We start from the raw sequence: 14,208 nt of genomic DNA, 5'->3' as shown, positions 1-14,208 counted from the left end.
GGCGATGCATCCGGCGGAGTCCTTGGCCTCGGGGGCGTTGTCGCGGGGTGTGAGGGGTGCGGAGGGAGCGTTCCGGCCGGCTGGACCGGGCTCGCCGTTCGTGACGGAGTTCTGCCTGGCCGACCTGGCCGCGACGATGGGGGTCTCGACGGACGCCGGGCGGGCCTACCTGCGCGAGGCGATGGAGCTGGCGCACCGGTTGCCGCGCACCTACGCGCGGGTGATGGCCGGGGAGCTGGCGGCGTGGCGGGCGCGGCGGATTGCCGCCGCGACCGTGGGGTTGTGCCCCGCGGGGGCGGACTGGGTCGACCGGCACGTCTCGCACGTGGCGCACAAGATCGGCCCGGCCGCGCTGGAGCGAGCGGTGCGCGACGCGATCACCCGCTTCGACCCCGAGGGCACCGACCAGGCCGGCTGCGGCGAGGACGACGACCCCCGCGGGGTCTGGGTCGGCCTCGACAAGCCCAGCACCGCCACCACCACCGACGGCACCGGGCAGGTCACCGTCGACGTCTCGGCCACCCTCGACCTCGCCGACGGCATGGACCTCGAGACCACGGTCGCGCTGCTGGCCTCCCAGCTGGCCGCGCTCGGCTCCACCGACGGCCTCGGCGTACGCCGCGCCCACGCCCTGGGCGAGCTGGCCCGCCGCGAGCTCGGCCTCGACCTCGACGCTCACACCGCCGACCCGGCCGACCCGGCCGACCCGGCCGACCCGGGCGGGCGGGCGACCCCGCGACGGTACGGCTCGGGCCCGTTCGGGGCCGGTCCGACGCGGCGGGTGGAGATCGTGGTGCACCTGACCCGCGCGGCGATCTGCGCGGGCGGCACGGGCGGCAACGAGCTGGTCAGCGTTCGACACCGGGCCACCGGGGAGGTCCTGACGTTCGCCGAGCAGGTCCGCACCTGGTGCAACGCCGCCGCGTCGGTCACGGTGCAGCCGGTCATCGACCTCGCCGGGCAGGTCGAGGTCGACGGCTACGCCATCCCCGCCCACCTCGACCGGCTGGTGCGGCTACGCGACCGCCACTGCGTCTTCCCGTACTGCACCCGCCCCGCGTCGGGCTGCGACCTCGACCACGTCCGTGCCTACGCCGCCGGGGGACGCACCTGCGCGGCCAACCTCGCCCCGCTGTGCCGCTTCCACCACCGACTCAAGACCCACGGCCGCTGGCGCTACGAGGTCGTCGACACCGGCCTGTACCGCTGGCACGACCCGTGGGGCCACACCTACACCGTCGACACCGCACCCGGCGGCGGCACCACCCGCGACGAACCAGGCAGCGAACCCCACGGCAGAGCACCCCACGGCGGAGCACCCCTCGCCGACACCGGCTGAGGCTCAGGCGCCCGCTTCGCTCGGCTCGCCCAGCGGGGTGCCGTACACGACGAGGTTGTCCTCCCAGACCGCCCCGTTCCAGTTCGCGCAGGTGACGATCACGAGGCGACCCTTCGTCACGTCCTGCCCGAAGATCTCCTCCGCGCGCTCGGCGAGGTCGGGCCGGGTCACCACTTCCTTCTCGGTGATCCGGTAGCGCATCGTGCCCTCGTCGGTCTCGACGTCGACCGTGCTGCCGGGCTCGACGTCGACCATCGTGTCCATCGCGCCGCCGCCGGTGGACACCGTGTGGCCCGTGATGACGGTCTGACCCTTCCGGTCACCCGGTCGCGCGCTGTCGTCCCACCAGCCGAGGGTGGAGGGATCGGACGGCGGGTCGAGGACCGAGCCGTCCTGCAGCGGGATGCTGACGACCGGCGCCTCGATGCCCACCGAGGGGACCGAGAGACGGACCGGGCTCGCCGGGTCCAGGTTCTCGTAGGTGACGTCGGGCTCGGGCGTCGGGTCGAAGCGCCGGCCACGCTCGGTCTCCTGGGGCGGCGCGGACGACGACGCCGGGGGCTCCGGCTCGGCCGCGGTCGGGGCCGGGTCGTCCTCGGGCCCGTAGACGATCCAGCCGGCGACGCCGACGAGGAGGGCGAGCATCCCTGCCCCCAGCGCGGAGGCGAGGCGGTTGGACCCGGACGAGGCGTCCGCCGGCGACGTCTCCGTCGTCGGCTTCCCGCCCGGCTCCTCCGTCGGCCCCTCCGTCGGCTCCGCCATCAGCCTGTCGTCAGTCCCTGCTCAGGCCTCGGCGCGGGAGCGGGAGGTCGTGAACCCGATCGCGGTGCCGAAGGTGGTCAGTGCGAGCAGCGCCAGCGCGGCGGGGACGGTCGAGTCCATGCCCACGCCCGCCGTGCCCACGAGGCCGCCGGAGACGCCGGCCGGGACGAAGCGCGGCACGTCGGGGCTGCTCGGGTCGGTCGGGTCGTCGACGACCGGCGGGGCCAGCGTTGCGCCCGGACCGCACTGCGAGCGGGCGAGGCGCAGGTCGACGGCGTTGAAGCCGGCCTGGCCCTGGAGCACGGGGAGAATAGCGAGGTCGACGGCCGTCACCTCGATCTCGCCCGGGGCACGGGTCTGCTTGTTCAGCGTGCCGTCGATGAGGTTCTCCTCGATCGGGCCGGCGTTGTCCGCGATCTGGGCCAGGATCTGCTCCTTAATGGCGTCGCGGATCGGCTTGAGTTGTCCGCCGAGGCCGCCGAGCTCCTTACGGTCCAGGTTTGCGAGCAGCGAGTCGAGGATTTCTCCAACCACCTCGTCCAGCCCGGTCACTAGCGGGGTGTTCGGCGCCGGGTCGCTCTCGAGGCTCAGCAGCTCGATCGGGTCCTGATTCGCCGAGGGCGGGAAGTTCAGGGTGACGTCGACGTCCGCGAGTGTGGCGTCACCAGTGGCGACCTCGCCGGGTCCGGCGGTGCACTCGCTGCGGATAGCGTTGAAGCCAGCGACGAGCCCGGCGTCCCCGAGCGGCGCGAGGGCCTGCTGGAGTCCCTGGTTGAGCTGGTTGAGGGCGGCGTTGATCTCTGCCTGGCCGAGGCCGTCCAGGATGTCGCTCAACGATCCGCTGTCCTCGACGGGTTCGACGTTGAACAGGTCGTCCAGGGTCAGGCCGTCCGGGGTCAGGTTGATCTCGGCTCGTCGGCCCGGGGTGAGGCACCGCCCGTTCTCGCCGACGCCGACGAACGACGAGCCGGGTCCGGCGATCCCGGAGCACGCCTGGGAGACGCCCTGGTTGCCGGCGAGTCCGGTCTTGGCGTCCTGGGCGAGGGTGCCGGCGGCGAGGTTGTCCTGGCCGGTGATGAGGTTGGCCTGGGGCTGGTTGTTGCCCTCGGACGTCTCACCCGACTCGGTGCGCTCGACGCGGTACTGACCGCCCAGCTGGTCCGTGACCGCCTGCCCGCCGATGGCGAGATAGATCGCCTCGGCCTCCGACTGCGCCACGACGGTGGTGTCGGCGGCCATGGCCGGGCCGGCCGCCAGCGCCATGACGCCCGCGGCGGTCAGCGTGGCCGTCACGCGGGTGGTCGTACGCAGTGCTCGCACCTTAGTTCTCCTTCTCCCCATCCCGTCGTCTCCAACGGGAGATCCGGGGGAATGTTACGGGTACGAAACGGTCGGCGAACAGGTGTTCATGAAGTCTGTTCTCGCAGGTCGGGACGGGTGCACCCCCCAACGAACGCTCAGGTCTGCTCCTGGGGGCACCACCAGGTGGTCCGGCCGCCGACGGTCGCCCGGGTCATCTCGGCGCCGCACCGGGGGCAGTGGCGTCCGGCGCCGCGGTGCTCGATGACCTCGCCGGTGTGGACGCCGCCCTTCCGCAGGGCCGACCGGATGGCCTTGCGGAGCTCGCGGCGCAGCTCGTCGAGCTCGTCGGTCGTGAGCTCACCGGCCGGGCGCTGGGGTGACAGGTGGCTCTGCCAGAGGACCTCGTCGGCGAGCAGGTTGCCGATGCCCGACACCGTCGCCTGGTCGAGCAGCCGGGCCTTGAGCGGCGCCGTCCCGCGTCCCACCCGCTCGCGGAACTCGTCGCGGTCGACCTCGCCGGCGTCGGGTCCTAGGGCCTCGATGTCGGGGTCGAGCCGGACGCGCCCGAGGCGGCGCTTGTCGAAGAGGCGGAGCGAGCCGCCGTCCTCGAAGTGGAGGGTGAAGCGGTACCACTCCGGCTTACGCGCCCCGGAGCCGCGCGTCGGCCCGGAGGACCCCTGGTAGTCGCCGCCCTCGTCGTCCTCGGACTCGGAGCCGTCGTCCTTCGTGGAAGGGGAGACGAGGATGCGTCCGCTCATCCCGAGGTGGATGCCGAGGTTCGGGCCGTCGTCGGAGGTCTCGCACCACATCGACTTGCCGCGACGGTGCGCGTCGACGAGCCGGCGGCCCAGCAGGGCGTCGCGGATCTCGCCGGGCGCGTGCGGCCGGCACTCGTAGGTGTCGGTGTCGTCGACGTCCGCGATCGTGCGCTCCAGCGCGGACCGCTCGACGACCAGGCGGGCCGACTCGACCTCGGGCAGCTCGGGCACGCCCTCATCCTGCCCGGGCGACCGAAGCGAGCCTGCCGATTCGGCCACCGGATCGGCGGTGATCGACCAGAATCGGGCTCGTGTCCAGGTCCCTGCCCAGCCTCGGTGGTGCCGTCGGTGGTGCCGTCGTCGCCGTGCTGCTGCTCGGCGGCTGCGGACTGGTCGGCGGGAGCGCCGGGACGTCGGGCACCACGTCGGCCGGCGGGGAGGCGCAGGCAGCGGAGGCGGCCGAGGGGGCCGAGGAGCCGGCAGCCGACCGCGACCCCGCGCAGGTCGTCTCCGACGCGGCGGGCACGACGCTGGCGCTGACCAGGCTCACGCTCGAGTCGAGGGCCGACCTCGACGTCGGGGACACCACCTACAGCACGGTGACCGAGGGGTCGGTCGACCACGAGGCCGGCCTGTTCGACCTCGACCGCGACGTCGACGGCACGACGGAGATCGGCGTGGTGGCCGACGGCTCACGGGCGTGGATCAAGAACGAGGGCCCCGACGGCTCGCCGTTCGAGGACGGCGCGACGTGGCTGCAGGGTGACGTGGACGACCTGGCGGCGTCCGGCATGTTCGGCACGGTCCCGCTGCTCGGCTCGATGCTGCCCCTGCGGGCGGCGGACGACGACCCGGCGGCCGTCGTGGAGGGCGAGCCCACGACGTACGACGGGGTGGAGTGCCGGGTCTTCACCCTCACGGTCCCGTACGCCGCCGCCGTGGACGCCGCGGGCGAGGACGCCGACGCGTTCACCGAGGCGCTGTCGCTGACGGGCCCGGCGCGGCGGGCGGACCTGGCCCTCGAGGTCGCGGTCGGCCCGGACGACGTGGTGCGCTCCTACAGGCTGGAGGTCGTCTCGGCGCCCGGCGTGAGCGGCGGGTACGACGTCACCCTCACCGACATCGGCGAGCCCGTCGCGACCCCGCTCGCCCCGGACCCCACGGACACCCTGAGCGGCCCGGAGGCCACCGAGCAGTTCAAGGAGCTGGTCTCCTAGACGGGTTCGGGGCCGCGTTGCAGCACCACCTCGCCGTGGGTGCCGTAGCCGGCCAGCCCGCCGCCGTACGGCGTGCCGTCGAAGCCGACCATCAGCCACCCGTCGCCGTCGGGGACGACCATCGGCCACGGCACGTTCGTCGGGTACGTCGCGTCGAGACGCCCGACCTCGGCCATCGCGAGGTCGAAGCAGGGGTAGCCGGCGCGACGGGCGGGGACCTCGTCGCGGCTGTCGGAGGCGAGCAGCCGCCACCCGTCGTCGAGCTGCACCAGGACGGGCCCCTCGCAGGAGCTGCGGTCGGTGGCGGCGCCGAGGAGCGTCAGGTCGTCGAGGTCCTCCCCGGCGGCGAGGGCGGGGTGGAAGGAGAAGAACCTCCGCGCCGACACGAACGCCACGAGCCAGCGCCGGCCGTCGTGGACGAGCTGGGGGTCCCAGGTGCCGACCGAGCCGAGGCCGTCGACGGGCAGCGCGAGCGGGCGGGTGTCGAGGACGTGCTGCCCGCGAGTGAGGTCGGCGAAGCTGGTCCCGAGGCGGACCCCGACCCGGGGTCGGCGCACCTCGTCGAACGTGCCCCAGGTGCTGGTCGCGACCAGCCAGGCGCCGCCGTCGCGGACGAGGTGCCCGGCGTGGTCGCCGTGGACGCCGCCGCCCTGTCCCGCGGGGACGACGTCGTCGCGGCGGAAGAAGAGGTCGGCGCGGTGGGCCAGGTCGAGCGAGTCCCGGTCGAGCGCCCACACGGAGGTGTGACCGGTGCGGAACCCGCCGGGCCCGGCGCTGGTGGCGGTGAGGAGCACGGCCCGGCCCGCCTCGTACGGCGTCCCGTCGGCGTGGGTGACCAGCCGCAGGTCGCGCAGCCCGAGCTGGCCGAACGTGCCGCTGGCGGTGACGCCGTCGTCCGGGCGCAGGCCGCGCCACCAGCCGCCGAGACCGAGGGCGGTGCGGGCGCGGGCGGTCCAGGCGCCGCCGGACCGCGACCAGGCCGTCGCGACCGGGCCGGTCACGGTGACGGCGAGCTCGTCGACGTCGCGCACCCAGCCGTGGCGGGCGCTCAGCAGACGGCGGGTGCGGCCGTCGCGGACGACCTCGAGCCCGACCCGCCGTCCGACGAGGGCGGCCCGCAGCGTCACCGTCGCCGAGCGGAGCGCCGGGGAGGGGCCCTGCGCGGCGACGTACGGCGCGACCGGACCGCCGGGCCCGATCGACGTCCCCGGCTGCACGAGCGCCACCGGACGGCGCCGGGCGACCTCGGTGAAGCGGGGGAGGGGGCTCACCCCTCCGAATCTAGGAGTGCGTCCCGGTGGCGGACGGTCCGGGTCCGTCGAGGACGGCGGCCGCGGAGTGCACCGGGACGACGACGTGGACGGCGTTGCGCTCGACCGTGAAGTCGGCCGGCGTGCGGGCCGCGATCTCCCCGTCGAGGTTGACCCCGAGGTCGGGCTCGGTGACGACGCGCAGCCGTCGGGTGGCGACGTGGTGGACCCGCTCGTGCTCGACGAACGAGCCGTCCTTGAGCAGCCGCGCGATCGACACGTGGTCGCGCAGCCGGCCGCGGACGATCGCGTACACGTCGAGCAGGTGGTCGTCGAGCGAGGCGGTGGGGGAGACCGCGTTGCCGCCGCCGTAGTGGCGTCCGTTGCCGACCGCGACCTGGAGCAGGTCGTGCAGCTCGAGCGTCTCGTGGTCGCCGTCCGGGAACTCGAGGCGGGCCGAGAACGGCTCGTGCGCGCGGTACGCCGCCAGGGTCGCGACCGGGTAGGCCAGCGGGCCGAGGCGCTTCTTCAGGCGCGGGCTGAGCTTCTCGGTGACGCCGACGGACAGGCCGATCGACGCGACGTTGAGGTACGGCACGAGCCCCACTCGGCCGAGGTCGATGTCGACGACGTGACCCTCGGTCAGGGTCGCGACGGCGCTCGGGAGGTCGTGGGGGACCTGCAGCGTGCGGGCGAAGTCGTTGGCCGTCCCGAGCGGCAGCACGCCGAGGACGACCTCGGTGCCCGCGACGGCCCCGGCACCGCAGCTCAGCGACCCGTCGCCGCCCCCGACCACCAGCAGGTCGGGCGCGGTGGCGACCGCGGCCCCGAGGGTCGCGGGCAGGTCGGCCCCGCCCTCGAGGCGCCGCACCTCGAGGTCGCGCCAGCCCTGGGCCCGCATCAGCCGCTCGGCCGTCGCGGCAGCGGCGGCGCCGCGGCGGGAGGCGCCGTTCACGACGAGGACGGCGCGGGATTTCCGGGGGGCGAGGGGGCGGGACGGCTGCACCCTCCGGACGGTACGGACCGGCCCTGAACACCACCTGAAGGAGACGGCGGGAGAAGGCGTAGCGTGCCCGGGGTGAGGCGCAGACCACACGAGAACGTCGCCACGGTGCTGGTGGACCCGGCCGTGCTGGCCGACGTGTCCGCGCACCTGGCCTCGCTCGACCTGTGGGTCTGGCCGGTGGCCTCCGCCCCGGTGCACACCGACGGCCCGCGCGCCGCGTTCCAGATGCGCCGCCGGATGGTGGAGGCCCGCCGCGGCGCCTGGGACGACGCCGCTGCCTGGACGCCGGTCTGGGTCGCGTTCGGCGAGGGCTGGCGCACCGGCGACGAGCCGCTGCCGTGGGCGGCCCACTCCGCGCTCTGGTCGGCGCTGGAGACCCACGGCCTGCACGTGCGCTACCGCAAGGCGCTCGGCGGGGTCCCGCGCCTGCCCGTGGTCGCCGAGCCCGCCGTCCGGCACCAGCCCGGCGCGTGAGGGCAGGCGTGGGGGCGCACCGATGACTGCCGTGGCCGGCTGCGCGCTCGTCACCGGGGCCTCGCGCGGCCTCGGCGCGGCGATCGCGCGCGGCCTCGCCGCGACCGGGCAGCCGGTGGCCGTGGGCTACCGCGAGGGCCGCGGGGCGGCCGAGCGCGTGGTCGCCGCGATCCGGGACGCCGGCGGCACCGCGGAGGCCGTCGGCGGCGATGTCACCACCCCCGACGGGGTCGCGGACGTCGTCACCGCGACGGTCGCGGCGCTCGGGAGCGTCGGCGTGCTCGTCGTCAACGCCACCGGGCCGCAGCCGCCGACACCGACGCTGGGGCTCACGCTCGAGCAGGTGGAGCCGATGCTCGACTTCTTCGTCCGCAGCCCCGTGCTGCTCCAGGGGGCCGTCGTCGGCCCGATGGCCGAGCGCGGCGAGGGACGGATCGTGCACGTCGGCTCGGAGGTGGCGTGGACGGCGCCCGCGGGCGCCGCGGCCTACGTCGCGGCGAAGGGCGCGCAGCACGCGCTGGCCCGCGTCACCGCCCGCGACCTGGGCCCGCACGGCATCACCGTCAACACGGTCGCCCCCGGCTGGGTGCCCGTCGAGCGGCACGCCGGCGCGGACCCCGACGACCTCGCGGCGTACGCCGCCACCGTGCCCCTGGGCCGCCAGGGCACCCCGGAGGAGGTGGCGGCCGCGGTGGTGTGGCTGGCCTCGGCCGAGGCGCGGTTCGTCACCGGGACCGTCCTGCCCGTGACCGGTGGCGCCAGCGCGCCGTGAGCAGGTGACGTCCGTCCCAGTCCGTGGGCGGTCCGGGTTACCGGCTGGTAGGAATGGCGGCCATGAGTACCCGGGTGGTGGCCGTGACCGGCGCGGCGGCAGGCATCGGACGAGCGACGGCGCTGACGTTCGCGACGCGCGGCTGGACCGTCGGCGCGTACGACGTCGACGAGGCCGGCCTCGCCGACCTCGCCGAGGAGGCCGCGACCCTGCCGGGCGAGGTCCGCACCGGTCGCCTCGACGTCACCGACGCGGGGGAGTTCGAGGCCCGGCTGGCCGAGCTCGTGGAGCACACCGGCCGCCTCGACGCGCTGGTCAACAACGCGGGCATCCTGCTCGCCGGGGCCTTCACCGACCGCGACGCCGAGGCGCACGGCCGCGAGGTCGACATCAACGTCAAGGGCGTCATGCACGGCCTGCACGCGGGCTACCCGCACCTGCGCCGCACGGCGTCCGAGCAGGGCGACGCCGTCGTGGTGAACATGGCGTCGGCGTCCGCCATCTACGGCCAGCCCGAGCTCGCCAACTACTCGGCGACCAAGTTCTACGTCCGCGGCGTCACCGAGGCGCTCGACCTGGAGTGGGGCCCGCAGGGCATCCGCGTGCGCGCCCTGTGGCCGCTGTTCGTGCAGACGGCGATGACGCAGGGCTGGTCGACGGGCACCACCGGCTCGCTCGGGATCCGCCTCACCGCCCAGGACATCGCGGACGCCGTCCTGCTGGCCGTCGAGCCGCCGCGGCACAGCGAGGCGCTGCACCAGGTGCACTTCCCGGTCGGCACCCAGACGAAGGTGCTGTCCCTCGGCTCCCGCTTCTCGCCGGCGTGGCTGACCCGTCTGGTGAACAAGAGGCTCGCGCACGCCTGAGCCGGGCCCGGGCCTCCCCCGGACGTGCGACGGGGGGGGGGGGGCGCCCCCCCCCCCCCCCCCCCCGCCGGGGGGGGCGCGGGCCCCCCCCCCCCCCCCCCCCCTCGACAGGGGGATGGGTCACATCCGGGCGGCACCCTGCCGGATGGCGTCGCGGATGCGCGGGTAGGTCCCGCACCGGCAGATGTTGCGGATGCCGTCGAGGTCGGACTCCTGGATCTCCCGGCCCTCGCGCCGCACCTTCTTCACCAGCGCCACCGCGGCCATGATCTGGCCGGGCTGGCAGTAGCCGCACTGGCTGACGTCCAGGTCGAGCCACGCCTGCTGCATCGGGTGCAGGTCTCCCGGCGCGGTGTCCGCGAGGCCCTCGATGGTGGTGATGCGGTCCTTCGGCTTCAGGTCGCCGACCCGCACGGCGCACGGGTTGAACGCCTTGCCGTTGATGTGCGAGGTGCAGGCCTTGCACACGTTGATCCCGCAGCCGTACTTCGGCCCGGTGACCCCGAGGATGTCGCGGAGGACCCACAGGACGCGGACGTCGTCGGCCACGTTCACCGTGGTCGTCCTCCCGTTGAGGACGAATGTCTGCTTCGGCATGTCTGGCTCCTCAGTAGGTCCGGTTGAGACCGTTGGTCGGCGACTGGGGGACGGAGGGTTCGAACGACTTCGGCTTGAACGCCAACGGCTTCTCGTGCTGGATCGGGAAGTACGTCGGGTTCGTGCCGGTGGCCCTCGCGTAGGCGCAGGCCACCGCCGCGGCCGTCGAGCCCGTCGCCGCCTCGCCGGCACCACCGGGGGTGTCGGAGTCCGAGTCGACGATGTGGACCTCGGTCTCGAACGGGACGTTCCACTGCCGCGTGTAGAAGTAGTTGTCCCAGCTGGCCTCGAGGAAGCGGCCGTCCCTGAGGTGGTTGCTGCTCGTCAGCGTCAGCGCGATGCCGTCCATGCAGCCGCCGATCATCTGGGCCTCGAGCCCCCGCGGGTTGATCACCAGGCCGGGGTCGACCGCGATGACGGCCTTGGTCACGCGGGGCCCGGTCACGGTCTCGGGGCCGAGGTTCCGGTTCACCGTCGCGGGCCGGCAGTCGATCTCGATGAGCACCGCGGTGCAGCCCTTGTACTCCTTGTGGATGGCCACGCCCTGCGCCGTGCCGGCCGGCATCCGGCGGCCCCAGTTGCCCTCCTTCGCCACCTTCCGCAGGACCGCCTTGACCCGCGGGTCCTTCAGGTGCGCCAGGCGGAACTCGACCGGGTCCTTCTTCGCCAGCTTGGCGAGCTTGTCGACGGTCAGCTCGGCCGCCGTCCGGACGTCGGGGGAGTAGATGTTGCGCATCGACCCGCTCGCGAAGCGCTCGTCGACCGCGTCGCCCGGGGTCAGCGTCTCGTTGAGGAGCTGGTCGACGACACCGAAGTTGTAGGGCAGCTGCTGGGTGAGCGCGAAGATGCTCTGCGAGATCGTGTAGCCGCCGAGCTGCGGGGGCAGCTCGTCGGCGACGGAGGTGAGCTGGTCGCCGAAGCCGTGGCTCCAGTCCATGAGGATGCTGGTGTGGCGCTGCTCGAAGGCCGCGACCTCGCCGCCGACGACCGTGGCGCGCACCCGGGACGTCGCCATCGGGTGCAGGCGGCCCTGGCGGGGCTCGTCGGCACGGTGCCACATCAGCTTGACCGGCACGCCCATCGCCTTGGAGGCCTGGGCGGCCTCGCGGGCGTGGTCGCCGAACAGCTTGTGGCCGAAGGACCCGCCGCCGGTGATCACGTTGATCGTGACGGCGCTGGGCGACAGCCCGCAGTCGCGGGCGACGTCCTGCTGGGCGACGATCGGGGCCTTCAGGCCGGCCCAGATCTCCGCCGAGTCCTCACGCACGTCGGCGATGGCCGTGTACGGCTCGAGGGCGGCGCTCGACTTGAACGCGAAGACGCAGTCGGTCTCGACGGTCTTGACGACCCCCGGCAGGTCGACCTCCGGGACGGCCAGCGGGATCTCGGCGGCCCGCAGCTCCGCGAGGATCGTCTCGTCGCTCTCCGCGGCGGCGGAGCCGGGGTTCCAGGTGACCTGCATCTTCCGGATCGCGTCGATGCACTGGCCGAAGGTCTTGGCCCGCACCGCGATGCCGGTCGGGATCTGCGCCACGTGGGTGACGCCGGGCATCCGCTCGATCTGCGACTGGTTCTGCAGCGCCTGCGGCGAGCCGCGGTGCGTCGGAGGACGGCACACCATGGTGGGCAGCGCGTCCTTGACCTTGAGGTCACCGGTGAACTTCTTCTTGCCGGTGACGGCGTCGCGGGCGTCGAGGCGGCTCTGCGGCTTGCCGATGGTGCGGAACTTCGACTCGGGGCGCAGCACGACCTCGACGGCCTCGACGACCTGCTTCGCGGCGTCGACGGCGAGGTCGCCGTACGTCGCCTCGTTGCCGAGCGTGTCGCGGACGACGCCGCCGACGGTGATCAGGCGGTCGGCGTTCGTGCCGAAGAGGATGGCGGCGGCCTCCAGCAGCTGCTGGCGGGCGATCGCGGCCGCGACGCGGATCGGGGTGTAGGTGGAGAACGTGGTGTTGGAGCCACCGGTGAGCTGGTTGAACAGCAGCTCGGGGCGGGCCTTGGCCATCGTGACCTTGACCTTCGAGACCGGGAGGTCGAGCTCCTCGGCGATGATCATCGCGGTCGAGGTCAGGATGCCCTGACCGACCTCGGTGCGGGGGAGCTCGAACTCGGCGGTGCCCTGCTCGGTGATGGTGATCTGGATGAGCTGCGAGGTGGGCAGCGCGGAGTCGGTCTGCGCGTCCTCGAGGTCGTAGACGTCGGCGACCTGCGGTCCGGACGGGATCACCGCGGCGGCGGGCCTCGCGAGACCCAGGTCGGCGGCCACGGTCAGCGTCGTGCCGGCGAGCACCCACCCCATGAAGGTGCGTCGGCGCAGACCCGAGGCGTCGCCGTCGGTCGTGGTGGTGTCGTCGCCCCGTGCCTCCGGCTCGTGTCGGAACGTGTCGGTCATGCTCACTCCGAGTCCTCGTCGACGCTCCGGAGGGGACCCCGGGGGAGGAGGCGTCGACGACGTCCGTTCGACTGTGGCAGCCGTCACAGGGGTGGACCATGACGAGGAGTCCAGGCCCTCTGCGAAGCGTTGGGCAATCTGCACAACACCTCGGGACCCGTTCGGGGACGGCCCGGCGCCCGCTCAGCGCAGCAGGCGGCGGGCCCGCAGGGCGAGGTCCAGGTCGAGCGGGGGCGCGTCGTCGTCGAGCGCGAGACCGGTGACCTGGGTGACCCGACGCAGGCGGTTGAGGACCGTGTTGCGGTGGCAGGGCACGAGGGGGGCGGCACGGCTCGCCGAGCCGCCGGCGGCGACCCAGGCCTCGAGGGTGGCCAGGAGCATGCGCCCCTCCTCGCCGAGCTCCACGAGGGGTGCGACCCAGCGGCGGCGCAGCCGGTCGGAGACGTCGGGCACCGAGAGCAGCAGGGCCTCGGGCAGCACGTCCTCGTAGCGGACCAGCCCGCCGGACGCCGGTCCGGAGCGCAGGGCCAGGCGCGCCTGGCGGTAGCCCTCGTCGGCCCCGCCGAGGCCGAGCACGACCGAGGAGACGGCGACGGTGCGCCCGTCCTTGCCGCCCGCGAGCGTCGCGAGGGCGCGGTGCGCGGCGTCCGGGACGTCCTCGCGCAGTGCCACCAGGCCGACCGTCACGTCGCCCCGGCTGAGGAACGCGGAGGCGTGCGGAGCCACGGCGCGTTCCGCCCTCCGGGGCTCCACGGGCTCGAGGACGGCGACGACCAGCTCGCCGGCCGGAGGGAGGTCGAGGGCCTCGGCGGCCTCGGCGGCGAAGCCCGGGTCGCGGGCGCGACCGCGCAGGACGCCCTCCCAGAGGGTGGCCCGCCGCTCCTCGTCGCTGCGGACGCGGGAGCGGTCCCGGTGGTGGTACGCCGCCGCGACGCGCGCCGACGTCGCGTCGACCGCCTCCCACAGCAGCGAGCCGACCTCGCGAAGCCCCCGCCCGTCGAGCCGCTCGGCCCCCGTCTCCAGCAGGTCGTCCCAGATCAGGCGCCCGCCGAGCCGGAACGACCGCAGCACGTCGTCCAGGGGCTGGCCCTGCTCGGCGCGCAGGGAGCCGGTGGTCCGGGCGGGCCAGAACACGGACTCGTCCGCCTTGTCCGGCCGGGGCACGTCGCCGGCGAGGGCGCCCACGATCAGGTCGAGGATGGCCGTGACGTTGGTCCGGCAGGAGTGGGCCAGGTCGGCGTGGGAGACCACGCCGGCGCGGCGGTAGGCGAGGTGGTCGTCCTCGATCGTGGCGACGAGACGCTCGGTCAGCACGAGCGTGCGCTGCTCCCGGTGCTCCACCAGGAAGGCGAGCGTGTCCGCACGCCAGTCCGCCGCGGTCTCGATCATCGACCCTCCCGACTCGCCCGTTCCTCCTCGATCTTGTCAGGGCCAACGAGCGAGAATGACGGACGTCACACGGCGAGGCAT

At 74.2% G+C, this 14,208-nt stretch carries 13 protein-coding genes; 5 read left to right on the top strand and 8 right to left on the bottom strand.

Features of this window, described 5'->3' with window-relative positions; genetic code table 11:
- Positions 1-100: 100 nt before the first annotated feature.
- A complete protein-coding gene (locus MJ876_RS06205; RefSeq protein ID WP_240235358.1) occupies positions 101-1,339 on the top strand; it encodes an HNH endonuclease signature motif containing protein in 1,239 nt (412 codons plus the stop codon).
- 3 nt (positions 1,340-1,342) lie between these two features.
- Here the strand turns inward: MJ876_RS06205 and MJ876_RS06200 are convergent, their stop codons facing one another.
- From MJ876_RS06200 to MJ876_RS06190, 3 genes are all read right to left on the bottom strand, one after another.
- On the bottom strand, positions 1,343-2,101 hold the full coding sequence (locus tag MJ876_RS06200) for a class F sortase (RefSeq protein ID WP_240235357.1): 759 nt from the start codon (positions 2,099-2,101) through the stop codon (positions 1,343-1,345).
- A gap of 21 nt (positions 2,102-2,122) precedes the next feature.
- Positions 2,123-3,421, bottom strand: a complete 1,299-nt coding sequence (locus tag MJ876_RS06195; protein WP_240235356.1) for a hypothetical protein — start codon at positions 3,419-3,421, stop codon at positions 2,123-2,125.
- 137 nt (positions 3,422-3,558) lie between these two features.
- Positions 3,559-4,392 carry an Fpg/Nei family DNA glycosylase gene (locus tag MJ876_RS06190; protein WP_240235355.1) on the bottom strand — a complete coding sequence of 278 codons (834 nt, stop codon included), beginning with the start codon at positions 4,390-4,392 and terminating at the stop codon, positions 3,559-3,561.
- An 80-nt stretch (positions 4,393-4,472) separates the two neighbouring features.
- On the opposite strand from MJ876_RS06190, the gene MJ876_RS06185 reads away from it, so the two are divergent.
- Complete coding sequence (locus tag MJ876_RS06185; RefSeq protein WP_240235354.1) at positions 4,473-5,378, top strand: hypothetical protein; 906 nt, start codon at positions 4,473-4,475, stop codon at positions 5,376-5,378.
- On the opposite strand, the gene MJ876_RS06180 is transcribed toward MJ876_RS06185, so the two are convergent.
- Together MJ876_RS06180 and MJ876_RS06175 are read right to left on the bottom strand one after the other, a co-directional pair.
- On the bottom strand, positions 5,375-6,649 hold the full coding sequence (locus MJ876_RS06180; protein WP_240235352.1) for a hypothetical protein: 1,275 nt from the start codon (positions 6,647-6,649) through the stop codon (positions 5,375-5,377). The genes MJ876_RS06185 and MJ876_RS06180 overlap by 4 nt on opposite strands.
- A gap of 10 nt (positions 6,650-6,659) precedes the next feature.
- Positions 6,660-7,634, bottom strand: coding sequence for a lipid kinase (locus MJ876_RS06175; RefSeq protein ID WP_240235350.1), 975 nt, complete (start codon positions 7,632-7,634; stop codon positions 6,660-6,662).
- A 72-nt stretch (positions 7,635-7,706) separates the two neighbouring features.
- Here MJ876_RS06175 and MJ876_RS06170 point away from each other — a divergent pair, with 72 nt between their 5' ends.
- The 3 genes from MJ876_RS06170 (at position 7,707) to MJ876_RS06160 (ending at position 9,746) form a co-directional block, all read left to right on the top strand.
- Positions 7,707-8,108: a hypothetical protein gene (locus MJ876_RS06170; protein WP_240235348.1), complete on the top strand. Its 402-nt coding sequence runs from the start codon at positions 7,707-7,709 to the stop codon at positions 8,106-8,108.
- A gap of 22 nt (positions 8,109-8,130) precedes the next feature.
- On the top strand, positions 8,131-8,880 hold the full coding sequence (locus MJ876_RS06165) for an SDR family NAD(P)-dependent oxidoreductase (RefSeq protein ID WP_240235347.1): 750 nt from the start codon (positions 8,131-8,133) through the stop codon (positions 8,878-8,880).
- Positions 8,881-8,942: 62 nt separating this feature from the next.
- Entirely contained in the window at positions 8,943-9,746 is an 804-nt protein-coding gene (locus MJ876_RS06160) for an SDR family oxidoreductase (RefSeq protein WP_240235345.1), read from the top strand.
- Positions 9,747-9,866: 120 nt separating this feature from the next.
- Here the strand turns inward: MJ876_RS06160 and MJ876_RS06155 are convergent, their stop codons facing one another.
- The 3 genes from MJ876_RS06155 to MJ876_RS06145 form a co-directional block, all read right to left on the bottom strand.
- On the bottom strand, positions 9,867-10,343 hold the full coding sequence (locus tag MJ876_RS06155) for a (2Fe-2S)-binding protein (protein ID WP_240235343.1): 477 nt from the start codon (positions 10,341-10,343) through the stop codon (positions 9,867-9,869).
- Positions 10,344-10,353: 10 nt separating this feature from the next.
- Positions 10,354-12,738 carry a molybdopterin cofactor-binding domain-containing protein gene (locus MJ876_RS06150; protein ID WP_240235341.1) on the bottom strand — a complete coding sequence of 795 codons (2,385 nt, stop codon included), beginning with the start codon at positions 12,736-12,738 and terminating at the stop codon, positions 10,354-10,356.
- A 183-nt stretch (positions 12,739-12,921) separates the two neighbouring features.
- Positions 12,922-14,127, bottom strand: a complete 1,206-nt coding sequence (locus tag MJ876_RS06145) for a CdaR family transcriptional regulator (protein ID WP_240235339.1) — start codon at positions 14,125-14,127, stop codon at positions 12,922-12,924.
- Positions 14,128-14,208: the final 81 nt, after the last annotated feature.

Origin of the sequence: Nocardioides sp. CFH 31398, from assembly GCF_022436705.1 — a bacterium.
In the GTDB taxonomy this organism is placed as follows: domain Bacteria; phylum Actinomycetota; class Actinomycetes; order Propionibacteriales; family Nocardioidaceae; genus Nocardioides.
Note: the sequence above shows the minus strand (reverse complement) of the source record. Positions and strands in the feature narration are given on the sequence as shown.